Consider the following 22,807-nt stretch of genomic DNA (forward strand, 5'->3'; position numbering starts at 1 on the left):
AAGGCGATGGCTCAGCGCTTCTGTTCGCTCTCGCCCTTCTCCTGCAGACCCACGTCGTTGTACATGGACTTGTGGACCTCGTCGTACTGATCTTTGTATTCCTTGACGTACTTCTCTGTGAACTCCAGCGCCGACTTGTCAGAGCCGTCTGGTCCCTTCTGGGAAGAGAGAAGCTTTTCGACGGCGTCCTTGTTGTCGTCCCAGTCCTTCGCCGAGAAGTCGTAGATCGTCTTTACGCCTTTGTCGGTGGCCAGGCCCTGCTTCTTGAGGTCGTCGAGTTCAAGCTTGCCGTCTCTGGCAAGGGAGTCCAGCATGTCGAGCTGTGACTTGGCCTCCATCTTCGATGGAGTGAAGGTGTTCCCGCTGGTGTTGATGTGGAAGGGGTGACGGGGATCTGTCACGCCGTCCTGGGAGTTGACCGCATCCTGGAACTCGGTCCCGCCCCACTCTGTAGCGATTCGGTAGCGAAGGTACTCGTCGTACACGCTCAGCCCAGCCTCGACGGGCTGTGAAACCATTGGCGGTGCGAAGCCGCCTGCAGCGACCAGCGTCGCCCGGGCGCCAGCAGAAATGGCGCTGGCTCTGGCCTTTTCCTCGTTGTCGTGGTCGTCCTTGTCCTGCGTACGATCAAGCAATTCCTCGCGAATGGCAGCGTCCAACAGCTGGCGGAATCGGCCGCTGTTCCTGCTGTCGACGAACTCGCCGGATTTCGTCGCATCGTAGAAGCCGCTGAGGTCGCGGACGTTCGCCGCCTGCATGAGGCGCTGTGCGGACTGGGGGTCGGAGATACCGAGTTCGAGGAATCGGCGGCGGTGCGCGTAGTCGACCTTCAGCTCGCTCGAATCATCGTACAGCCCGAATTCGTTGGGCTTCTCTTCCGGCAGGCCGAAGTCATTAAGGTTCGCCTCGACGACGCTTGCGAAACTCCGGGCGATGTGAGGGTTGAACTCGCCCATGGACGCGCTGTGGCTCTTGCCCTTCTCCACGCCGGTGTCGATAAGAGCGTTATACAGGTCCGTACCCGTAGTTGTCTCGATGAGGCCCAGCGACGCTTTCTTCGCCATGGCCTGGGCCGTGGGGTCGTCCTTGTTGGCCATGTACTCGGGGATCCAGTCGGTGAGACCGGCCACCGACGCGCCGTCGTCCTCCCACGCGTGGGTGTAGAGGCCCTTGAGGACCTCAGAGGAGTCGGTGAACTTGGGGTGGGTGTCGACACCGGTGAGGATGTCGCGGCTGGCGTCGGTGTTCCGGTTGGTGACGTCGAGCAGCGACTGCAGCGTCTCGTCGTGGCTGTTGTCGGTCTTGTCGACGTCGTTGAGGTAGTGCCCCATGCTGGTGGCGAGGTTTGCGGAGAACGTCTCGCCGCCGCGCAGCCCGTCGGTGTCGGTGCGGCCGATCAGCCGGTCGAGGTACTCGGCGTCCTCCAGCCAGTCGACGTGGTCATAGCCCTTCTTACTGTCCCGGATGCCGAGCGGGATCTGGGCGGGCTCGCCGTTGGCGACCCGCTGGATGCTCACCGGGAGGTCGTCGAAGCCGCCGCCGAGGTTCTCGTCGGAGAGGACCAGGAGGCCGCCGCCCAGCGTGCGCAGGATCTCCTGCTTGGCGCCTTCATCCAGTTCCAGGTTGGGGTTGGTGTCGAGCTGGTGCCCGAGGTAGAGGATGCCGCCTTCGTTGTCGCCGAAGTGGTTCTGCTTCTCATAGGCGTCGTAGAACTCACGGAGGAAGGCCAGCTCGTTCTTGGACAGATGGTTGGCCTGGGCCCGGTCGTAGATGTCGACGCGGCGCTTCTTGTCGTCGAGCCCTTGGAGTACCTGCGCCTTGTCGGTGACGGCCTGGAGCGCCGACATGATCTGCAGGTAGCGGAAGTCCGGCTTCTTCCCCTTGTTGGTGTACTCCTGAAGCTCCTTCGCCATCTTCGCCGCCTCGGCCTTTGAGACGGGGAGCGGGGGGAGGGCTTTGGCGCCGAGCAGGTTGTAGGCGGCCCAGCCGAGCGCGCCGTGCTCGGTCAGCTGCTTGACGTGTTTCTCCTGGGGGCCGTCCTTGAGCATCTTGCCGCGGTCCTCGGACTTGACCCTCAGCTTCGCGAGGCGCGCAGCGGCCTTCGCGTGGTACTCCTGAAGAAGCTGGAGGGTGGCGGCCTGCATCCGCTCGTCGAAGACGGGGTCGTTCGCCCAGTTGTGGAGCCCGCCGGCTGGGGCCGCGGGCTTGAGGAGGGAACCGGAGTCAAAGCTGGGCGCGGTAGTGGGGGGTGCGAGCTTCCCGTTCTGCCTGTCCTGCATGATCTGCATCGACACCTGGAGCTTCAGGGCCTGGTAGGCCTCGTAGAAGTCGTCGATGATCTTCTTGCGGTCCTTCTTGAAGTCCTTGACGTCGCTCGCCCACATGTCGGTGATCGTTGCGCCCCAGGTGATGCTCATCGAGGCGTCGCGCCACAGTTCGTCGTTGTAGTTTCCGCCCTTTTCGATGCTGTCACTCACGAGTTCGGTGAACTCCATGGCGGAGCCCTTGATCAGTCCGCGCAAGTCGCCGCTGCGCCCCATGATGCGTCCGGCGAGGTTCCAGAGAGTGTTGGCCTTGTCGGTGACCGTGCTCTCCTTGGCCTTGGTGTCAACGGGATCGAAGTCAACCATCTGCGGTTACCTTTGCTGGTCAGGGCGTGAATCGCGGGGGATGGGGCGTGGGGCGGGGAGTCAGCCGTCGTAGGGATCGGTCTTCTTGTTGATCCTGCGGCTGAGAAGGCTGTCGGTGGCGGGCTGGTAGCCGTCCTTGGCGCAGAAGTCGGTGTGCGCGGTTTCCGCCGCGCCGGCCTGCACGTTTCCGGAGAGTTTCTTTCCGTGGTCCTCGATCTTGGACATTTGGACCGAATATTTTTCGCCGTAGTCCGGATAGCATTTCTTGATGCCCTCTTCGGCGGCGGCCGTCGCCGCGTCCTCAACCGCATCGATGAAGTCGTTCTGGAAATTGACGAACGTGTCGGCGAGGGAAAGGGCGTCGCCGCCCTTCTTGTGGGCGTCGTTCGGATTGGCGCCTGCTTCGTCCGCCATGGGGCTCCTTTTGGCTCACTGTGGTCGATGCCGCCGAAGGTGACGAGGGGCGGCAGATGCTCACGTTCGCGTGGGTGTGTCCGAGCGGGAGCGAGACTACTCGCTTCTTGATCATGGGCTCCACCACGAATCCTGGGTGTGGCGCGCCCCACCGGCCGGTGCCGGAGCGCGACCACCCACGGCGCGTGCGCGTCAACGTGTGACGCTGGTGGACCTCTCCCGGTTCCGTCGCGCCGGGCGAGTAGGGTCACCAAGGATCCGGGGACCGCAAGCCTCCCGTATCGGGGCACAATGGTGCACTGGATCATCCCCCGTCACCCCCTTCGCCTGGTCCACACCCTTCTACGACGTCGACGACGATTGAGCCGGAAAGATCCTCAGGTGAGTACTCCTCTGCCCCCTGGTGGCGCCGCCCCCCAGTACAGCGCCGCTCCCGTGACGGCCGACGAGGTCGCGATCCACGCCGCCGAGTTCGACAGGATCGCCTCCTCGATCGAGGCGGCCGTCTTCGGCAAGACCGAGGTCGTGCGCCTCGCCCTCGTCGCGCTGCTCGCGCAGGGCCACATCCTGCTGGAGGACGTGCCCGGCACCGGCAAGACGACCCTGGCCCGCGCCATCGCCTCCAGCGTGGACGGCACATGGCGGCGCGTGCAGTTCACCCCCGACCTGCTGCCGTCCGACGTCACCGGCGTCACCGTCTTCAACCAGAACACCCGCGAGTTCGAGTTCCACCCCGGCCCGGTGTTCGGCAACGTGGTCATCGCCGACGAGATCAACCGCGCCTCGCCCAAGACCCAGTCCGCGCTGCTGGAGGTCATGGAAGAGGGCACCGTCACCGTCGACGGCCACCGCTACTCCGTGCCCTCGCCCTTCCTCGTGGTCGCCACCCAGAACCCCGTCGAGATGGACGGCACCTACCGGCTCCCCGAGGCGCAGCTCGACCGCTTCCTCATGCGGCTCTCCCTCGGCTACGCCGACCACGCCGCCGAGCTCGCCATCATCCGCGGCGACCGGCTCCTCTCACCCGACGACCTCAAACCCGTCACCAACGCCGAGGCCATCGCCCGGATGGGCCAGGCCGCGCAGCGGATCCACGTGCACGGCTCCATCTACGAGTACGTGCTGCGCATCGCGCACGCCACGCGTGCCCACGCCGAGGTGCGGGTCGGGCTCTCCACCCGCTCGACCGTCGCGATGGCCGGAGTCATGCGGATGCAGGCCCTGGCCTCCGGCCGCCACTACGTCACCCCCGAGGACGTCAAGCGCCTGGCCGAACCAGTGTGGGCGCACCGGCTGGTGCTCGCCCCCGAAGCGTCGGTCAGCGGACGCACCGGAACGGCCGTGCTGGAGGAGGTCCTGGAGGCGACCCGCGTGCCCCAGCCCGAGCAGGCGGGGTCGGCGGGGCGCTGATGCCGACGAAACGCGGCTGGCTGGTCGTCGGCGCGGGGGCGGTACTGCTCCTCGCCGCCGTCCTGTCCGGCTATCGTGAACTGGCCGTGCTCGGCGCGGTCGCGCTGATCACGGTCCTGGCGTCGACGCTGCTCGTGGGGCGCCCCGGCCGGGCCGAGGCGCAGCGCTCCATCCCGACGCCGCGCATCGCCCCGGGCGGTGAGGTGCGTGTCCGCACCAGCGTGCGCAACACCGGGCGCCGGTCGCTGCGGCTCGCCGAGCTCGTCGCCGACGCTGAGGGCGAGCAGCTGGTGGCCCTTCCCGCCGTGGCCGCCGGAGCCAGCGCGGAGACCGGCTACCAGGTCGGCGCCGCCCGCCGCGGCGTGATCGAACTCGGCCCGCTGCGCGCCGGCCGGTCCGACCCGCTCGGGCTGGCCGCCTCCCAGCGCGGCCACGGGCGGACCGACCGGATCTGGGTGCACCCGCGCTGGGAACACCTGCGCGCTGTCCCCGTGGGGCGGGTGGCCGACCCCGACGGCGACCTCGACGGCGCCCGCGCGGGCACCCTCACCTTCCACGCGCTGCGCGAGTACGTGCCCGGCGACGACCTGCGCCACATCCACTGGCGCAGCTCCGCCCGGCAGGACAAGCTCATCGTGCGCGAGTACATCGACACCTCGCACACCCGCCTCGCCGTCCTCGTCGACGACCGGCCGACCCCCGGCGGGCGCGCACGGCTCGACGATGTCGCCGAGGCGGCCGCCTGCGTGCTGGCCACCGGCGTGCGCTCCTCGCTGCACTGCGAGGCCCACCTCGTCAGCGGACGCGGCCGGGACAGCGGCGCCGGGCTGCCCGCCCTGCTCGACCTCCTGTCCGAGGCCGAACCCGCCGAGGACGCCGACCTGGCGCGCGCCGTCCGGCTGATGCGCACTCGCCCCTCCGGCGACACCGCCGTGCTGATCGGCGGCGGGCTCACCAACGCCGATCTGCGCTTGTTCGCCCAGCTCCGGTCCTGCTACGCCGGGTTGGTGGCCGTCGCCATGGGGGACGGACCACCCCCGGCCGCCCCGGCCGGAGTCGGCCTGGTGACCGCCGCCGACGCCACGTCCTTCGTCGACCGCTGGAATGAGGCGCCATGGTCGAGATGATGACGCTGACCGGTAGCCACCGGGCCGACCCAGAGCAGGCCGGAGCCCACAGCTCCGCGCACGGCCGAGAGGCCGGGTCCGCGCCCGTGACGGTCACCGACGCTGGAGCCGGCGTCAACCGTGGTGAACGGCCCCGGCCCGGCGGGCGTCGCACCGAGAAGTCCCTGACCTGTGACGTGCCCTCCGGTCTCCGCCCGACACACCATGCCGGATCCGGCGATGACCGGAGGTGCCGAACGGCTCCGTGGACCTGGGGAGCGAGGCGCTGTGGGTGACCTGATGTCGCAGCCCGGTGGCCATCGGAACATGCAGGGAATGGACGCGGCTCAGATTGCCGCGCCCGGTCGGCAGGCCGCGTCCGCGCCCGTGATGGCTACCGGCTCCGGAACCTGCGTCTGCCGTGGTGAACGGTCCGGGAGCGGCGGACGCCGTAGTGAACAGCGCTTGGCGTTCGGCGCGCCCTCCGGTCTCCTCCTGACAGGCGATGCCGGGTCCGGTGATGGCCGGAGGTGCCGAACGACGCTGTGGTGCTGTGGAGGGAGGCGCTGTGGTTGAGCTGATGCCGCGGCCGAGCGGCCGCCGTAACGTGCAGCGCCCGGACGCTGCCCGCGCCGCCTCCAACGATCGGCAGACTACGCCCGAAACCACCGGGCAGCCCGTGCGCCGCCCGTGGCCGCAGGCGATCCTCGTCTGGACCGCCCTCGTCTGCTCCACCGCCGCGGGCGGCGTGGCCGTCGCACCCGCCTACACCGACCTTCGGCCGCCGCTGGTGCTGCTGGTCGCCTGCGCGTCGGCCAGTGTGCTGGCCACCGCCGCCCTGCGGCGCCGCTTCGACGGCCTCGGCGCCCTGCTTGCCGGACTCCCCCTCCCGCTGGCGGCCGTCGTCGGCACCGCCGCGGCGCTGCCCGGCCAGACCCCCGGGATGTTCCTCGGCGCGGGCGACGCACTGCTGCACTCGGGCGCACGGATCCTCACCAGCACGGCGCCGACGCCGCTCAGCGTGGACACCCTCACCCTGCCGCTGCTGGCAACATGGCTGGCCGGAGCCGCCACCGCGCTGGCCTGGTGCGCCGGGCGCCAGGTGACCGCACTCCTCCCCGGGATCCTGCTGCTCATCGGCGCGGTCATCCTCAACGGCCCGGCCGCCCCGCCCGCCTACGCCGCCATCGGCCTACTGGCCGTCGGCGCCGCGGTCGTCATGAGCACCACCGCCCACGGCACGGCAGCGGCATCGGCCGCTCCCAGCGGCCTGACCGTGCGTGTCGATGCCGACCCGGCCGTCAGTGCACGCTCCGGCCTGCGCCAGGGACTGGGGACCGGTCTCACCGTCCTCCTCGTCGGCGTCCTGACGGTCATCGCCGGACCGGCCGCCGTCGCCGGATGGAACGCCGAACCCGGTGATCCGCGCGCCGTCATGCAGCCGCCCACCGAACCCGAGCCCGCGCTCAATCCCCTGAGCTACCTGTCGGCCTGGGCCGCCGACCCCGACGAGCCGCTGCTCACCGTCCAGGCCGACGAACCGGTCCGGCTGCGCTGGGTCGCCCTCGGCGACTTCACCGGCTCCACGTGGCTGCCCGAAGGCGGCTACCGCGCGGCGGGCCGCGTGCTGCCCGCCCCCGTTCCGCCCCCGCCGAACGCCACCTCAGCGGCGGCGACGATCACGGTGGGGGAGGGGCTGCCCGGCAACTGGGCGCCGGTCATCGGCGCGCCCACGACCATCGGCCTGAGCACGCCCGGATACGACGCGGTGTCGGGCAGCGTGGTGAACCTTGGCGCCGACATCGCCGGAGAGTCGTACGAGACCAGCGGCGAGGTCGGGGACTGGGACCCCGAAGAGCTGGCCGACACCCCCACCCCGGCCGGTCGCGCGTTCGACCGCTACCGGGAGCTCCCGCCTGGTGCCCCGCCGATCCTCAACGAGATCGTCTCCCAGGTCGCCATCGAGGGATCCCCCTACCGCCGGGCCACCGCGCTGGCCAAATACCTGCGCGACTCCCACACCTTCGACCCCGAGACCCCGGGCGGGCACGGCTACGCCAACCTCGACACCTTCCTTGCGACACCCGGCCAAGCGGGCGGGGGCGGAACCTCCGAGCAGTTCGCCAGCGCCTTCGCCATGCTCGCCCGCGCCGCGGGCCTCCCGAGCCGGGTGGCCGTCGGCTTCGGGCAGGGAACCGACGAGGGCGGGGGCGAATACCGTGTCGACACCGGCGACGCCGTCGCCTGGGGCGAGGTCTACTTCGACGGGGTGGGCTGGGTGCCCTTCGACGTGACGCCGGGCGGCAGCGACACCGGGCAGGAGGACGACGAACCCGCCCCGGGCGAGGCCCCTCCGCCCCCGCCCGAGGACAGCGGCGGCGCCGCGGACGAGGACAACGCACACGACATCGAGCCGCCGCGCTCGTCCGAGTCCGACCACGGCCGGACGACGCTCCTCGTGGGGATCAGCGCAGGGGGCGGACTCCTCGCCGCGGTCCTCCTGATCCCCGGAGCCCGGCTGCTGCGCGGCAGACGCCGGCTCCGTGCTCGGGACCCAGGCGCCCGCGTCCTGGGCGCGTGGCGGGAGCTGCGCGACGGCCTGCGCATGTGCGGTGCCCCGGCGTCGGCGGGGCTGACCGTCACCGAGGTGGCCGCGGCTGTGCGCAGGCGGCTGCCGGAGCAGGAGCGTGGTCGTGAGGCCGCTGAGCTGGCACGGCTGGAGGAGGCGGTCAACGCCGTCGGCTTCGCCCCCGGTAGCGTCGACGCCGCCGTCGCTGCCAACGCGGCCGCCACGGTTCGCCGTCAGATACGGTCGCTGCGCGCGGCGCAGCGCCGTGGGAGGAGGCTGGCCTGGTGGTTCGACCCCCGGTCCCTGTTCTGGCGGTCATCGTGACACCCCGCCGTCGCCACCCCGAGCCGAACATTCGGCAGCGCACCCCCATCCCAGACGGAAGGCAGGACACGCAATGACCGGCGCACCAGGCGCGGGCAACGCTCCCGAGGACGCGTGGGCACAGCTGCCGGGATGGAGCTCCGGCCCCGAAGACGGTGGCGACGGCGGCCCACAGGTCGAAAGCGCGCATACCGCTGATACCGCGGACGCGGGACACCGTGGATCCCTGGATGAATCGGCCACTGCCAGCGGGGACGCCTCGGTGTGGTCGCCTGAGGCGGGCGGGTCCGTCGACGCGTGGAGCCAGCTGGACGGCTGGTCCGGAGGTCCCGGTACCGACGCCGGCCCCGCCCCCAACGCCTACGGCGCTCCGCGGGCGTCGGCTGCCCCCGATCACGTCGGCGCTGATGGCCACGCCTGGGCACACGGCGGTGCCGCCCACGGCGCAGACGCTCCGCCGCAGGGCGGGTCGGCGTACGCCCCGCACGGCGGGCCGGTACCCGGTCCGCAACCCCAGCCGGATCCGCCGTCCCCCGTGCCGCCGACCACCGGCCCGAAGCCGATCCAGCGCCGTCCGATCTACATCGCCGCAGCGGTGGTCGCCGTCGCGGTCGTCGCCGTCGCCGCCGGGCTGATCGCGTTGCTGCGTCCGCAGATCGGCGGGGACGTGATGGACCTCGTGGGCGGTGCTCCCGAAGGAAACCCCTCGCCCGGCGCGTCAACCGACCCTTCGCAGCAGGGAACGGATCCGAACGCCCCCGCCCCCGAGGCCGGAACCGACGAGGCCTCGGCTCCGAGCAACGTCACGCTGGAGGACGACGCCTACAACGTCACGCTGTCCTGGCACGACAACACCGGCGGGGCCGCTGCCCACTACGTCGTCGGCGGTCCCGTGGGAAGCACCCCGTCCAACCTCGCCAATGCGGAGGCCGGGACCACCACGGCTCAGGTGAGCGGCCTGAAGCCGGCCCAGGACTACTGCTTCACCGTTGTCGCCGTCATCAGCGTCGACAAGATCGCCAAGTCCGAGGAGACCTGCACGGACCGTGGTACAGCGGGACAGTCCACCCAGGACGCGGCCTGAGGAGGCGCCGAAGGCGGCACCGGAGGACGCAGCGCGTGTCCGACCGGTGCGGCGGCAGTGGCTTGACGGGCGGTCGGGTCCGCCTGAATCCGCCCGGCGTTCCGGGGGAACAGCGGCACCCACGTCGGAGGGAAACCGGGGACACCGGCTTCCCTCCGACATCGGTGCCGATTGTCGCCCGGCCACCCAGGAGGCCCGCGATGACTCCGACAGTCACCCGACGATGAGGACCTCCAGGGTGCGCGGGCCGTGGACACCCTCCACCCGGTCCAGTTCGATGTCGCTGGTGGCCGAGGGGCCGCTGATCCAGGTCAAGGGGCGGCGCGGGTCGAGACGGGCGACGGCGTCGGGGACGTCGTCGACGATCTGGTCGGCGCGGACCACACACAGGTGGTAGTCGGGGACCAGGGTGAGGACGCGGCGGCCCTGGCCCTCGCCGCCGTCGAGGACGATCGTGCCGGTTTCGGCGATGGCGACCGCGCAACCGGTCACGACGCCGTCGACCGCGTCGAGGGCGCCGAGACCGAGGCCGAGACCGACACCGTCGCCGTCGTCGCGCAGGACCGGAGCTCCGGCCGCCGCCATGTCCGCGCCGCCCCCGATCTCGTCCGTCCACGTCGCCGTCCACGCTTCGGGTAGGTCCGCGGGGACGACGATGCTGCGGGAGCCGCGCCGCTGCAGGGCCGCGGCGACGGCGTCAGGTAGGGCGTCGGCCGCCACTCGATGCACGATCGCCCGGTAGTCCTCCAGACGGTCGACGAGGGTGTCGGCCCCGCCGCGCCCGTGTGAGCGTGCGTAGTCGCGCGGCACCTCGACGTCGGGCGGGTGTTCCCCGCTGGGAACGTCGGCCAGTGCGGCGCGCACTCGGGCCAGGATCTGTTCGCGGGATCCGCTCATGACCGCTTCCTCTTCCCCTTCTCTCGGGTGCGCCACCACTGGCGGAACGACTCCTCGGGAATATCCGGGAGGTCGCGCGTGTCAGTCCACGCGCCGACCGGGCCGGGCAGCCGCCGGGGAACCAGGGAGCGTGCCGAGGCCACCGCGCGCTGGGCCAACCCCAGCCGCCGGTCGTCGTCCAGGACCCACTCGGCGGCGGCCATGGCCGCCTTCTCCACGCGGTGCCCGGCACCCCCGGCCGAGGCCACCTCCTCCCGCAGGTGCACCAGTACCTCGGGGATGTCGATGGCCACCGGGCAGACCTCGTAGCAGGCCCCGCACAGCGACGACGCGTAGGGGAGCGAGGCCTCCAGCTCGCCCCCGGTGCCCTTGAGCTGCGGGGTGAGGATCGCGCCGATGGGGCCGGGGTAGACCGACCCGTAGGCGTGCCCGCCCGTGCGCTCGTAGACCGGGCAGATGTTCAGGCAGGCCGAGCAGCGGATGCAGCGCAGGGCCTGTCGGCCCACCTCGTCGGCCAGCACGTCACTGCGCCCGTTGTCCAGCAGCACCAGGTGGAACTCCTGGGGCCCGTCGCCGGGCGTCACACCGGTCCAGGTGGAGGTGTAGGGGTTCATCCGCTCCCCGGTGGAGGAGCGGGGCAGCGTCTGCAGGAAGATGTCCAGGTCGTCCCAGGTCGGAATGGTCTTCTCGATGCCGACCACGGAGATCAGCGTCTCGGGGAGGGTCAGGCACATCCGCCCGTTGCCCTCCGACTCCAGGACGACCAGCGTGCCAGTCTCGGCGACCGCGAAGTTGGCTCCGGAGACGGCGACCTTGGTGCTCAGGAACTTCTCGCGCAGGTGCACCCGCGCCGCGTCGGCCAGCGCGCGCGGATCGTCCGTCAGCCCGTCGGGCGCCGCGGTGCCCCACGCGGCCATCTCGCGCAGGAAGATCTCGCGGATCTCGGCGCGGTTGCGGTGGATGGCCGGAACCAGGATGTGGGACGGCAGGTCGTCGCCCAGCTGCACGATGAGTTCGGCGAGGTCGGTCTCGTAGGCGGTGATCCCCGCCGCCTCCAGTGCCTCGTTGAGCCCGATCTCCTGCGTGGCCATCGACTTCACCTTGACGAGCTCGCGCTCGCCGGTCGCGCGTACCAGGTCGGTGACGATGCGGTTGGCCTCGGCCGCGTCGGCGGCCCAGTGCACCTGGCCGCCCGCCGCCGTCACCGACGCCTCCAGCTGTTCCAGGTAGTGGTCGAGGTGGCGCAGGGTGCGGTCCTTGACGGCCTTGCCCGCGGCGCGCAGCCGCGTCCAGTCGTCGAGTTCGCCCACGGCCTCGGCCCGCTTGTCGCGGATGGTGTGGGTGGCCTTGCGGAGGTTGTGCCGGAGCTGGGCGTCGGCGGTGGCCGCGCGGGCGGCCTCGGGGAACGTCGGCATGCCGAGGAATGTGCCGGTCATAGCTGGGCGGGCTCCTGTTCCGTGGAGGCGAGGATCTCGGCGAGGTGGACGACCTTGACCCCGGCGCGCTGCCGGTCGAGGGTGCCGCCGATGTGCATCAGGCAGGAGTTGTCCACCGCGCACAGCACCTCGGCGCCGGTCGCGGCGACGTTACGCGCCTTGTCCGCGCCCATGGCCGCCGACACGTCGGGGTTCTTCACCGCGAACGTGCCGCCGAAGCCACAGCACTCGCGCGCCTCGGGCAGTTCCACGAGCTCCAGTCCGCGCACTTCGCGCAGGAGCGCGTAGGGACGGTCGCCCAGGCCGAGCAGGCGCAGGCCGTGGCAGGTGGGGTGGTAGGTGACGGTGTGCGGGAAGTACGCGCCGACGTCGGTCACGCCCAGCACGTCGACCAGTAGCTCCGAGAGGTCGTGGACGCGCGGGGCCAACGCCGTGGTGGCGCGCTGGAGCCGACTGCCCGCAGCGCCCAGGCGCGGGTAGTTGTCGCGGACCATGGCGGCGCAGGAGCCGGAGGGCGCCAGGATCACGTCAGCGTCATCGAAGGTCTTCACGAACCGGACCGCCAGCTTCTGCGCGTCGCGCCGGTAGCCGGTGTTGTAGTGCATCTGCCCGCAGCAGGTCTGCGACTCGGGGAAGACCACCTCGTGGCCGAGTCGCTCCAGCAGCCGGACCACCGCCCGCCCTGTGTCCGGGAACAGGGTGTCGTTGAGGCAGGTGATGAATAAGGCGATCCGCATCGTTCCCTCGTGTGCTCCGTGGTGGGGATGGAGTGCCCGTGGCGCCGTGCCCGACTCTAGGGGTGGGCCACCGGGTCTCCTCCGCGTGGTGCGCGTTGTGTGCCGCGTGTCGGGCGCGGCGGGATGGTGGGCCGGTGGGGAGGGGCGCCGTGGCCGCGGCGCGTCCCATCCCACCGGCCGGTGTTCACGTCATGGCTTCATGGCTCCTGTCGTCTCCGGTCGCGTGTGCTGATCGATGGCGCCCGTCGGCTCAGGCCGCGACGAGGCGCTGGCGCTGCCGGCCCAGGCCGTCGACCTCCAGCTCCATGACGTCGCCGGGGCGCAGGAAGGAGCGGTCGGGTCGGCCCATCGCGACTCCGGCCGGGGTTCCGGTGATGATGACGTCACCGGGCCGCAGCGCCATGAACTGGCTCAGGTACCACACGATGTGCTGGACCCCGAAGATCATGTCCTTGGTGGTGCCGTCCTGGACAGGGGCGCCGTTGACCCGGAGCCGCAGACCGAGCGCCGCGACGTCGTCGACCTCGTCGGGCGTGACCAGCCAGGGACCCAGCGGCGTGAACGTCTCGCACGACTTGCCCTTGTCCCACTGGCCGCCGCGCTCCAGCTGGAACTCGCGTTCGGTCACGTCGTTGGCGATGGTGTACCCGGCGATGGCGTCGGCGGCGGCACCGAGGTTCTCCAGGTAGCGGGCGGTGCGGCCGATGACGACGGCCAGCTCCACCTCGTGGTCGGTCTTGCTGCTGCCGCGCGGGATGAGGACATCGTCGTCCGGCCCCACGATGGTGTCGCTCGGTTTGATGAAGACGATCGGTTCCACGGGGGGCTCGGCCCCGGTCGCGGCGGCGTGGTCGGTGTAGTTCAGGCCGATGCCGATGATCTTGCCCGGCGTGGCGATGGGGGCGCCGACGCGCCGTCCCGGCGTGGCCGTGTCGACGTCGGCCGCGGGCGGCAGGTCGCCGGCGCCCAGCGCGGCTCGGGCGCGCTCGACGCCGCTGTCGGAGAGGAAGGCGCCGTCGATGTCGGGGGTGATGGCGGACAGGTCCAGCGGGGTGCCGTCATCGCCGAGCACCGCCGGCCGCTCGGCTCCCAGGGGTCCGATTCTCAAGAACTTCACGTTGCTCCCACACAGCTCGTGCTCCACGCCCACGATAATTGGTCTGATGACTATCGCGTTCGTGGGTACCGACAATTGTCGTTCTCCTGGTGATCGCGTATGTGAGGCGCCACACAGAGGCGAATTGGTCGGATCACTTGTACGCGGGTGAGGGGAGGGGTGTCAAGATGGGAGGATCGGGGCCGCTGTCGGCCGGAGCACACGCCCACTGGTCCAACCAGCGCCCCGGACCCGCCCATTGCAGTCGACGACCTGGAGGACGCCGCGTGACCATCCCCGACGCCGTACCGGACGCGACGCTGGATTCTGCTCCGGACGCCGCATCGGGCCCGGTGACCCCGACCGAGTCGGCCGACCGCAGCGTGCCGGTGACGCAGCGGGCGATCGAGCGGATCAAGGAGCGCATCGCCGACGGCACCCTGAAGCCCGGCGACCGCCTTCCCACCGAGCGGGAGCTCGCCTCCGACCTCGGCGTGTCACGCAGCTCGATGCGCGAGGCCATCCGCGCACTGACCACCCTGGGCGTGCTGGAGGCGCGGCACGGTGCGGGCGTCTACGTCACCTCCCTGCGCCCGGCCGACCTCCTGGAGACCTTCTCCGTGCTCGCCGAGGTCTCCCAAGGGGAGACCCTCATCGAGGTGCTCCAGGTGCGGCGCATGCTCGAACCCGCCGCGACCGCCCTGGCCGCCGCCCGCGCCGACGACGCCCAGCTCCGCCGCCTCGGCGAAATCCTCAACCGGATGGAGGCGGGCGGCGGCTCGGACGAAGCGGACGCGGATGCGGACGCCTACGCGGACACCGTCTCCGCCGACCTCACCTTCCACCAGGCCATCGTGGAGATCACCGGTAACGCCACCCTGGCCGCCATCAACGACGGCCTGTCCTCCCGCACCTTCAACGCCCGGGTGTGGCGGGGCCACCGCGAGGCCGGGATCACCGCCCGCCTCCGCGAGGACCACGAGCGCATCTACCGCGCGCTGCAGGCCCGCGATCCCGACGCCGCCCGCGCCGCCGCCACCATGCACGTCCTGGAGGTCGAGCGCTGGCTTCGCGCCGATCTCACCGACGACGTGGGATGATCAGGACCATGACACGCAGGTTGTACTTGGCCGGGGACCCCGGCGCCGATGAGCTGCTGGCACGGGAGCCGCTGGCCCTGCTGATCGGCATGCTTCTGGACCAGCAGGTACCGATGGAGACGGCGTTCGCGGGGCCGAAGAAGATCGCCGACCGCATGGGCGGTCTCGATATCCGGGCCATCGCCGAGGCGGACCCCGAGGGATTCGCCGCGACGTGCGCGCAGACGCCCGCCGTGCACCGCTTCCCGGGGTCGATGGCCAAGCGGATCCAGACCCTGTGCGCCTACCTCGTCGAGCACTACGACGGCCGCCCCGAGGCACTGTGGACCGAAGGCGCCCCCGACGGCCGCGAGGTGCTGCGACGGCTGAAGGCGCTGCCCGGCTACGGCGACCAGAAGGCCCGCATCTTCCTGGCCCTCCTCGGCAAGCAGTTCGACCTCGACGCCTCGGGGTGGCGCGAGGCGGCCGGTGCCTACGGCGAGGACGGAGCCCGGAAGTCCATCGCCGACGTCCTGGACGAGCAGACCCTGGCCGAGGTGCGCGCATACAAGAAAAGCGCCAAGGCGGCGGCCAAAGCGAAGAAGGGCTGACGCCCCGTGCCGGGCCTCACCCCGAGGCGGCCGCGGGCGTCGGCGCCGCCGCGTCCTGCTCCAGGACAACGCGGTGGCGCCCGGCGTAGACGTTCATCGAGGCTCCGCGGAGGAACCCCACCAGGGTGAGGCCCGCGTCCGCCGCGAGGTCCACGGCCAGCGACGACGGAGCGGACACGGCCGCCAGCACGGGCATCCCCGCCATCACCGCCTTCTGCGCCAGTTCGAACGAGGCACGCCCCGACACCATCAGCGTGCCGCCGCGCAGCGGCAGCCGGTCCTCGCGCACCGCCCAGCCGACGAGCTTGTCGACCGCGTTGTGCCGCCCCACGTCCTCGCGCAGAGCGAGCAGCCGGCCCTCGGCGTCGAACAGTCCGGCCGCGTGCAGTCCGCCGGTGCGCTCGAACACCCGCTGCGCCTCCCGCAGCCGGTCGGGCATCGCCGCGAAGGTCCGGCCCTCGATCCGCACCGGGTCGTCGGCGACCGACCACCGGCTCGTGGTGCGCACCGCCTCCAGGCTCGCCTTTCCGCACAGCCCGCACGAGGAGGTGGTGTAGAAGTTGCGCTCCAGCGACGCCCTCGGCACCGCCACACCCGGCGCCAGCGTCACGTCCAGGACGTTGTAGGTGTTGACGCCGTCCTCCGTGGCACCGGCGCAGTAGCGGATGGCCGCGATGTCCGCGGCCCGCGCCACCACGCCCTCGCTCACCAGGAAGCCCGCCGCCAGGTCGAAGTCGTTGCCCGGCGTGCGCATCGTGACGCTGAGCGGCTCCCCGTTCAGCCGCACCTCCAGCGGCTCCTCCACGACGAGGGTGTCGACGCGCTCGCTGACGACCCCGTCCCTGACGCGAAGGACCTTCTCGCGCGTTGTCACGCGTCCCATGCCGCTGCACCCTTCCGGCCCTGTCCGGCGATCGCTGGTGGGCGACGGGCACCGGGCCCGATCACCCGGGGTAGTCCTCCCCTACCCGCCACCTTCGCAGCCATCACCGCGCCCCCGCACACGCCGGTGCATTTTGTACGTTGGACACTGTCTACAGCCCATCCTCGCACGAACGCGGAACACGGAGCCCATGTCCCATCAGGCGTTGCAGGCCCTGGCCGCCGGACGCGTCCAGCGACCGGCGCCGCTGCGCGACGCCGTCTATGACGCGATCCTCGACCTGATCACCACCCGCCGGCTGCCCCCGGGCCAGCACCTGGTCGAGACGGAGCTGGCCGCGCACCTGGGGGTCTCCCGCCAACCGGTCCGTGAGGCACTCCAGCGGCTCAGCAACGAGAGCTGGGTCGACCTGCGGCCCGGCTACGGAGCGTTCGTCCACACGCCGACCGAGAGCGAGGCCGACCAGCTCCTGGCCGTCCGCGCCCTGCTGGAGGCCGAAGCCGCGCGCCTGGCCGCGCGCAACGCCGTACCGGAGGAGATCACCCCGCTGCGCGAGCTGATCGCCGTCGGCCGCTCCGCGGTCGCCTCCGACGATGTCGAGGCCGTGGTCGCCGCCAACGCCGACTTCCACCGTGCCCTCGCCGAGGCCTCGGGCAACGGGGTCCTGGCCGAACTCGCCGCGCAGGTCGACCGCAGGGTGCGCTGGTACTACACCCCGGTCGCCCGCACCCGTGGCGGCAGCTCGTGGGACGAGCACGACCGGCTCGTCGACGCGGTCGCTGCGGGCGACGCCGACGCGGCGGCCGACCTCATGCGCGAGCACACCGAACGCACCCGCCGGACCTACCACGAGCGTGTGGGCGGCACCGACCCCCTCCGTTGATCTCGGAGATACTGGGGTCTCAGAGTCGATTTTTACCCCACTATCTCCGAGATCAACGGAGAGGTGGGGCCCGCTAGCCGCGACCCCGGCGTTTCAGGTAGCGCTCGAACTCGCGCGCGATCGCCTCGCCGGTCGCCTCGGGGAGCTCGGCCGCGTCCTTGGCCTCCTCAAGGCTGCGCACGTAGCCGGCGATGTCCTCGTCCTCCGAGGCGAGTTCGTCGACGCCGTGCTCCCAGGCCCTGGCCTCCTCGATGAGGTCGCCCAGCGGCACGGTGACGTCCAGGACGTCCTCCACGCCGCGCAGCAGCGCCAGTGTGGCCTTGGGAGAGGGCGGCTGGGCCACGTAGTGCGGCACGGCCGCCCACAGCGACACCGTTTCCATCCCGGCCGAAGCGAAGGTGTCCTGCAGCACACCGATGATGCCGGTGGGGCCCTCGTACCCGGCGGGCTCCAAGTGCAGCGTCGAGAGCAGGTGCTTGGGCGAGGTCACCCCGCTGATCGGCACCGGGCGGGTGTGGGGGACGTCGGCCAGCAGCGCGCCCAGCAGCACGACCCGGCGCACGCCGAGTTCCCGTGCCACCGCCAGCAGGTCCCCGGCGAAACCGCGCCAGCGCATGTTCGGTTCGGAACCGCTCACCAGCACGACGTCGCAGCCGCCGCCCGCGGGCCGGGCGATCGAGATCCGCGTGGTGGGCCACGTGATGCCACCGTGTTCCCCGTTGACGACTGAGGTCCTGGGCCGCGCGACCTGGAAGTCGTAGTAGTCGTCGGGTTCGAGGGTGAGCAACTCGTCGGCGCCCCAGGCCGTCATCAGATGTTCGACAACCGTCCCGGCGGCTTCTCCGGCGTCATTCCAGCCTTCGAACGCGGCCACCAGGACAGGCTCGACGAGCTCACCGACGCTGTCGAGCTCAGGCAACGGCCGTCTCCTCACACTCCCCGGGCCGTCCTCCGCGCGGCCGACCCGGCCGGGTTCTCCACTGACACACGCGACGTCGTTCGACGCGCCGTCCAGCCCTACCACGCACCACTGGTCCCGCGACAGTGAAATGCCGGGGCATCGACGGCGGAAAGGACCGGACAGGTTCACCCTATGGGGTGGGGGCAACGCTCCGGGACGCGCTGAGATATCGTCGTTCGGAAGCGAGGGCGGATCATCGGATGTTGACGTCCGAAACTCGTGCCCCTTGCGCCCCGACCTGCTGTATCGCCGCGGTTGTGGTGATCGCGGGACCCCGTGTCCTGCACCAAAAGCAGGACGACACTACAGTTAAGGGTCATGAGCTCTCGACTCTCCTTCCGGGATGCCCTTGCCCAGCGCGTCATCATCGCCGATGGTGCGATGGGCACCATGCTTCAGGCCCACGATCTCGACCTCGACGAATTCGAGGGCCACGAAGGCTGCAACGAGATCCTCAATGTCACCCGACCGGACATCGTCCGTGCCACGCACGCGGAGTTCTTCGACGTCGGCGTCGATTGTGTCGAGACCAACACCTTCGGCGCGAACTTCGGCAACCTCGGCGAATACGACATCGTCGATCGCACCTACGAGCTCGCCGAGTCCGGTGCGCGGGTCGCCCGCGAGGCCGCCGACGAGTACTCCACCCCCGACCACCCCCGTTACGTCCTGGGCTCCGTCGGCCCGGGCACCAAACTGCCCACGCTCGGCCACGCCGAGTTCACCACCCTGCGCGACTACTACGAGCAGTGCCACACCGGACTCATCGAGGGCGGCGCCGACGCCATCCTCATCGAGACCTGCCAGGACCTGCTGCAAACCAAGGCCGCGGTGATCGCGGCGACGCGTGCGCGGCGCGCCGCCGGGTCCGATATCCCGATCATCGCCCAGGTCACCATCGAAACCACCGGCACCATGCTCCTCGGGTCGGAGATCGGTGCCGCCCTGACCGCGCTGGAGCCGCTCGACATCGACATGATCGGGCTGAACTGCGCCACCGGCCCCGCCGAGATGAGCGAGCACCTGCGCTTCCTCGCCCAGCACTCCCGCGTTCCCATCTCCTGCATGCCCAACGCCGGGCTGCCCCAGCTGGGCGCCAACGGCGCCGTCTACCCGTTGCTGCCCAACGAGCTCGCGGACGCCCACGACACCTTCACCACCGAGTTCGGGCTGTCCATGGTCGGCGGATGCTGCGGCACCACGCCGGAGCACCTCCGCCAGGTCGTGGAGCGGGTACACGGCCGCGGGGTCGAGAGCCGTCGGCCGGTCAGCGTGCCGTCGGCCGCCTCGCTCTACCAGAGCGTCCCCTTCCGCCAGGACACCAGCTACCTCGCCATCGGCGAGCGGACCAACGCCAACGGCTCCAAGAAGTTCCGCGAGGCGATGGTCGAGGAGCGCTACGACGACTGCGTGGAGATCGCCCGCGACCAGATCCGTGACGGCGCCCACCTGCTCGACCTGTGCGTCGACTACGTCGGCCGCGACGGTGTGGCCGACATGAAGGAGCTGGCCTCCCGCATGGCCACCGCCTCCACCCTGCCGCTGGTGCTGGACTCCACCGAGTCCGCCGTGCTCGAGGCCGGACTGCAGCTGGTCGGCGGGCGTGCCGTGGTGAACTCGGTCAACTACGAGGACGGCGACGGCCCCGACTCCCGCATCAACAAGATCATGCCGCTGATCCGGGAGCACGGCGCAGCCGTGGTCGCGCTGACCATCGACGAGGACGGCCAGGCGCGCACCGCCGAGTGGAAGGTGCGGGTGGCGGTCCGGCTCATCGAGGAGCTCACCGGCACGTGGGGGATGCGGGTCGGCGACATCATCGTCGACGCGCTCACCTTCCCCATCGCCACCGGCCAGGACGAGACCCGGCGCGACGGCATCGAGACCATCGAGGCGATCAAGGAGATCAAGCGGCGCTACCCCGAGGTGCAGACCACCCTGGGGCTGTCCAACATCTCCTTCGGACTCAACCCGGCCGCGCGCATCGTGCTCAACTCGGTGTTCCTGCACGAGTGCGTCGAGGCCGGGCTGGACTCGGCCATCGTGCACGCCTCCAAGATCCTGCCGATGAACCGGATCCCCGACGAGCAGCGCCAGGTCGCCCTGGACATGGTCTACGACCGGCGCACCGAGGACTACGACCCGCTCGCCAAGTTCCTGGAGCTGTTCGAGGGCGTGGACGCCAAGGCGCTCAAGGCCTCGCGCGCCGAGGAGCTGGCGGCGCTGCCGCTGGCGGAACGCCTGGAGCGGCGCATCATCGACGGCGAGATGGTCGGAATCGAAGCCGACCTGGACGAGGCGCTGACCGAGCGCTCCGCCCTGCAGATCGTCAACGAGACCCTGCTGGCCGGGATGAAGGTCGTCGGCGACCTGTTCGGCTCGGGCGAGATGCAGCTCCCGTTCGTGCTGAAGTCCGCCGAGGTCATGAAGTCCGCGGTCGCCTACCTCGAACCGCACATGGAGAAGACCGACGACGACGGCAAGGGCCGCATCGTGCTCGCCACCGTCAAGGGCGATGTGCACGACATCGGCAAGAACCTGGTCGACATCATCCTCTCCAACAACGGCTACGACGTCGTCAACCTCGGCATCAAGCAGCCGGTGTCGACGATCCTGGAGGCGGCCCAGGAGCAGCGGGCCGACGTCATCGGCATGTCCGGCCTGCTCGTCAAGTCGACCGTGATCATGAAGGAGAACCTGGAGGAGATGAACTCCCGCGGGATCTCCGAGAACTACCCGGTGCTGCTGGGCGGTGCCGCGCTCACCCGCTCCTTCGTGGAGCAGGACCTCGCCGAGATGTTCGAGGGCGACGTCCGCTACGCCAAGGACGCCTTCGAGGGCCTGCGCCTGATGGACGCCTTCATGGCGGTCAAGCGCGGCGTCGAGGGCGCCGAGCTGCCCGCGCTGCGCAAGCGCCGGGTCAAGGGCGGGGCCAAGCTCCAGGTCACCGAGCCCGAGGAGATGCCGGCGCGCAGCGACGTGTCCACCACCAACACCGTGCCCGAGCCCCCGTTCTGGGGTGAGCGCATCAGCAAGGGCCTTCCGCTCGCCGACTACACGGCCTTCCTGGACGAGCGCGCCCTGTTCATGGGGCAGTGGGGGCTGAAGGCCTCGCGCGGCGGCGGCCCGAGCTACGAGGAGCTGGTGGAGACCGAGGGCCGGCCGCGCATGCGGATGTGGCTTGACCGCATCAAGACCGAGGGGTGGCTGGAGGCCGCGGTCGTCTACGGCTACTACCCCTGCTACAGCGAGAACGACGACCTCGTCGTGCTCGACGAGGACGGCGGCGAGCGGACCCGGTTCACCTTCCCCCGGCAGCGGCGCGACCGGCACCTGTGCCTGTCCGACTTCTTCCGGCCCAAGGAGTCCGGCGAGACCGACGTCGTGGCCTTCCAGGTCGTCACCGTCGGATCGGCCATCAGCCAGGCCACCGCCGAGATGTTCGAGAAGAACGCCTACCGCGACTACCTGGAGCTGCACGGACTGTCCGTGCAGCTCACCGAGGCACTCGCGGAGTACTGGCACACGCGGGTCCGCGCCGAGCTCGGATTCGCCGGGGATGACCCGGCCGACCTCGACGCGTTCTTCAAGCTGGGCTACCGCGGCGCCCGGTTCTCCCTGGGGTACGGGGCCTGCCCGAACCTGGAGGACCGCGCCAAGATCATGAAGCTCCTCGAACCCGAGCGCGTTGGCGTCACGTTGTCCGAGGAGTTCCAACTCGTTCCCGAACAGGCAACCGACGCGATCGTCATTCATCACCCGGAAGCGAAATACTTCAACGCATGACTCATACCGAGACCGGCGGCACGCCCGGGGACCCTGCGATCCAGCAGGCCCCGGGCGGCGCCCTGCAGGCCGTCCTGTTCGACATGGACGGCACCCTGATCGACAGCGAGGGCCTGTGGGGGGAGGCCGAACGCAGCGTCGTCGCCGGGCTCGGCGGTGTGTGGACCGAGGAGGACCACGAGCGCAACGTCGGCGGCGCGACCGCCGCCGTTGCGCGCTACATCATCGACCTGACCGGAGCCGAGGTCTCCGAGACCGAGGTGGGGCTGCGGCTGTACGAGGAGTTCGGCCGGCTGCTGGCCGACGGCGCCGAACTGCGCCCGGGCGCCAAGGAGCTGGTGCGTCTGGTGGCCGCCTCCGATCTGCCGGTGGCCCTGGTCACCTCCACCGAGCGCCGCCTGGTGGAGCGCGCGATCGGCGGCATCGGCCTGAGCTCCTTCGACCTGAGCGTGGCCGGTGACGAGGTGGACCACAACAAGCCCCACCCCGACCCCTACCTCAAGGCGGCCGGCCTGCTCGGCGTGGACCCGCGGCGGTGCGTGGCGTTCGAGGACTCGGTCGTGGGCGTCGCCTCGGCGCGGGCCGCGGGCTGCGTCACGGTCGCCGTGCCCAACCATGTCGAGATCGCTCCGGCCGACGGGCTCACCGTGATCGACTCGCTGGTCGGCCTCGACCTGGAGGGGCTCCACGGTCTCGCTGACGGGGCGCGGGGCTGATACCGCGGCATAAAACCAGACAAGTTATCCCACCTTAGACAAAATGTGACCTACGCCTCCGTAGAGTCAGCCGTTATGTGCGTCACAACCGCAGGGGCGCCGTCCGGTGTCGAGAACCCGGCCCGGCGGCGTGCCCGGGGGGACGTCGGTGTGATGCGCTCACATCCGGTGATACTCGACGAGAG

Annotated in this window: 17 protein-coding genes; 9 read left to right on the forward strand and 8 right to left on the reverse strand. The window is 70.6% G+C overall.

Annotation, left to right across the window (positions count from 1 at the left end; genetic code table 11):
- Positions 1 to 11: 11 nt before the first annotated feature.
- Both CDO52_RS13990 and CDO52_RS13995 read right to left on the reverse strand, forming a co-directional pair.
- Entirely contained in the window at positions 12 to 2,630 is a 2,619-nt protein-coding gene (locus CDO52_RS13990) for a TPR repeat region-containing protein (protein ID WP_017621221.1), read from the reverse strand.
- Positions 2,631 to 2,690: 60 nt separating this feature from the next.
- Positions 2,691 to 3,044 (reverse strand): hypothetical protein, encoded by a 354-nt coding sequence (locus CDO52_RS13995; protein ID WP_017621220.1) that lies wholly within the window; start codon positions 3,042 to 3,044, stop codon positions 2,691 to 2,693.
- A gap of 435 nt (positions 3,045 to 3,479) precedes the next feature.
- On the opposite strand from CDO52_RS13995, the gene CDO52_RS14000 reads away from it, so the two are divergent.
- The 4 genes from CDO52_RS14000 (at position 3,480) to CDO52_RS14015 (ending at position 9,537) form a co-directional block, all read left to right on the forward strand.
- Positions 3,480 to 4,454: an AAA family ATPase gene (locus CDO52_RS14000; protein ID WP_017621219.1), complete on the forward strand. Its 975-nt coding sequence runs from the start codon at positions 3,480 to 3,482 to the stop codon at positions 4,452 to 4,454.
- Positions 4,454 to 5,581, forward strand: coding sequence for a DUF58 domain-containing protein (locus tag CDO52_RS14005; RefSeq protein ID WP_094932433.1), 1,128 nt, complete (start codon positions 4,454 to 4,456; stop codon positions 5,579 to 5,581). The genes CDO52_RS14000 and CDO52_RS14005 overlap by 1 nt, the downstream gene beginning before the upstream one ends.
- Before the next feature lie 547 nt (positions 5,582 to 6,128).
- Positions 6,129 to 8,453: a transglutaminase-like domain-containing protein gene (locus CDO52_RS14010; protein ID WP_094932434.1), complete on the forward strand. Its 2,325-nt coding sequence runs from the start codon at positions 6,129 to 6,131 to the stop codon at positions 8,451 to 8,453.
- Between the two features lie 73 nt (positions 8,454 to 8,526).
- Complete coding sequence (locus tag CDO52_RS14015; protein ID WP_026126297.1) at positions 8,527 to 9,537, forward strand: fibronectin type III domain-containing protein; 1,011 nt, start codon at positions 8,527 to 8,529, stop codon at positions 9,535 to 9,537.
- A 213-nt stretch (positions 9,538 to 9,750) separates the two neighbouring features.
- Here the strand turns inward: CDO52_RS14015 and CDO52_RS14020 are convergent, their stop codons facing one another.
- The 4 genes from CDO52_RS14020 to CDO52_RS14035 all read right to left on the reverse strand — a co-directional run bounded on the left by CDO52_RS14020 (position 9,751) and on the right by CDO52_RS14035 (position 13,724).
- On the reverse strand, positions 9,751 to 10,434 hold the full coding sequence (locus CDO52_RS14020; RefSeq protein ID WP_017621217.1) for a LutC/YkgG family protein: 684 nt from the start codon (positions 10,432 to 10,434) through the stop codon (positions 9,751 to 9,753).
- Positions 10,431 to 11,870 (reverse strand): lactate utilization protein B, encoded by a 1,440-nt coding sequence (locus tag CDO52_RS14025; protein WP_017621216.1) that lies wholly within the window; start codon positions 11,868 to 11,870, stop codon positions 10,431 to 10,433. The genes CDO52_RS14020 and CDO52_RS14025 overlap by 4 nt, the downstream gene beginning before the upstream one ends.
- Positions 11,867 to 12,607 carry a (Fe-S)-binding protein gene (locus CDO52_RS14030; RefSeq protein WP_017621215.1) on the reverse strand — a complete coding sequence of 247 codons (741 nt, stop codon included), beginning with the start codon at positions 12,605 to 12,607 and terminating at the stop codon, positions 11,867 to 11,869. Before CDO52_RS14030 ends, CDO52_RS14025 begins: the two co-directional genes overlap by 4 nt.
- Positions 12,608 to 12,857: 250 nt before the next feature.
- Positions 12,858 to 13,724 carry a fumarylacetoacetate hydrolase family protein gene (locus CDO52_RS14035; protein WP_026126296.1) on the reverse strand — a complete coding sequence of 289 codons (867 nt, stop codon included), beginning with the start codon at positions 13,722 to 13,724 and terminating at the stop codon, positions 12,858 to 12,860.
- Positions 13,725 to 14,056: 332 nt separating this feature from the next.
- On the opposite strand from CDO52_RS14035, the gene CDO52_RS14040 reads away from it, so the two are divergent.
- Together CDO52_RS14040 and CDO52_RS14045 are read left to right on the forward strand one after the other, a co-directional pair.
- On the forward strand, positions 14,057 to 14,803 hold the full coding sequence (locus CDO52_RS14040) for a FadR/GntR family transcriptional regulator (RefSeq protein WP_033301963.1): 747 nt from the start codon (positions 14,057 to 14,059) through the stop codon (positions 14,801 to 14,803).
- A gap of 8 nt (positions 14,804 to 14,811) precedes the next feature.
- A complete protein-coding gene (locus CDO52_RS14045) occupies positions 14,812 to 15,393 on the forward strand; it encodes an HhH-GPD-type base excision DNA repair protein (RefSeq protein WP_026126295.1) in 582 nt (193 codons plus the stop codon).
- Between the two features lie 16 nt (positions 15,394 to 15,409).
- Here CDO52_RS14045 and fdhD read toward each other — a convergent pair whose 3' ends face one another.
- Positions 15,410 to 16,276: a formate dehydrogenase accessory sulfurtransferase FdhD gene (gene fdhD, locus CDO52_RS14050; RefSeq protein ID WP_017621211.1), complete on the reverse strand. Its 867-nt coding sequence runs from the start codon at positions 16,274 to 16,276 to the stop codon at positions 15,410 to 15,412.
- Between the two features lie 190 nt (positions 16,277 to 16,466).
- Between fdhD and CDO52_RS14055 the strand changes: the two genes are divergently transcribed.
- Positions 16,467 to 17,159 carry a GntR family transcriptional regulator gene (locus CDO52_RS14055; protein ID WP_017621210.1) on the forward strand — a complete coding sequence of 231 codons (693 nt, stop codon included), beginning with the start codon at positions 16,467 to 16,469 and terminating at the stop codon, positions 17,157 to 17,159.
- 73 nt (positions 17,160 to 17,232) lie between these two features.
- Here CDO52_RS14055 and CDO52_RS14060 read toward each other — a convergent pair whose 3' ends face one another.
- Positions 17,233 to 18,078: a PAC2 family protein gene (locus CDO52_RS14060; RefSeq protein WP_017621209.1), complete on the reverse strand. Its 846-nt coding sequence runs from the start codon at positions 18,076 to 18,078 to the stop codon at positions 17,233 to 17,235.
- A 360-nt stretch (positions 18,079 to 18,438) separates the two neighbouring features.
- On the opposite strand from CDO52_RS14060, the gene metH reads away from it, so the two are divergent.
- Positions 18,439 to 21,906 carry a methionine synthase gene (gene metH / locus CDO52_RS14065; protein WP_017621208.1) on the forward strand — a complete coding sequence of 1,156 codons (3,468 nt, stop codon included), beginning with the start codon at positions 18,439 to 18,441 and terminating at the stop codon, positions 21,904 to 21,906.
- A complete protein-coding gene (locus tag CDO52_RS14070) occupies positions 21,903 to 22,622 on the forward strand; it encodes an HAD family hydrolase (protein ID WP_017621207.1) in 720 nt (239 codons plus the stop codon). Before metH ends, CDO52_RS14070 begins: the two co-directional genes overlap by 4 nt.
- Positions 22,623 to 22,807: the final 185 nt, after the last annotated feature.

This window comes from Nocardiopsis gilva YIM 90087, assembly GCF_002263495.1.
GTDB classification, from domain to species: Bacteria; Actinomycetota; Actinomycetes; order Streptosporangiales; family Streptosporangiaceae; genus Nocardiopsis_C; species Nocardiopsis_C gilva.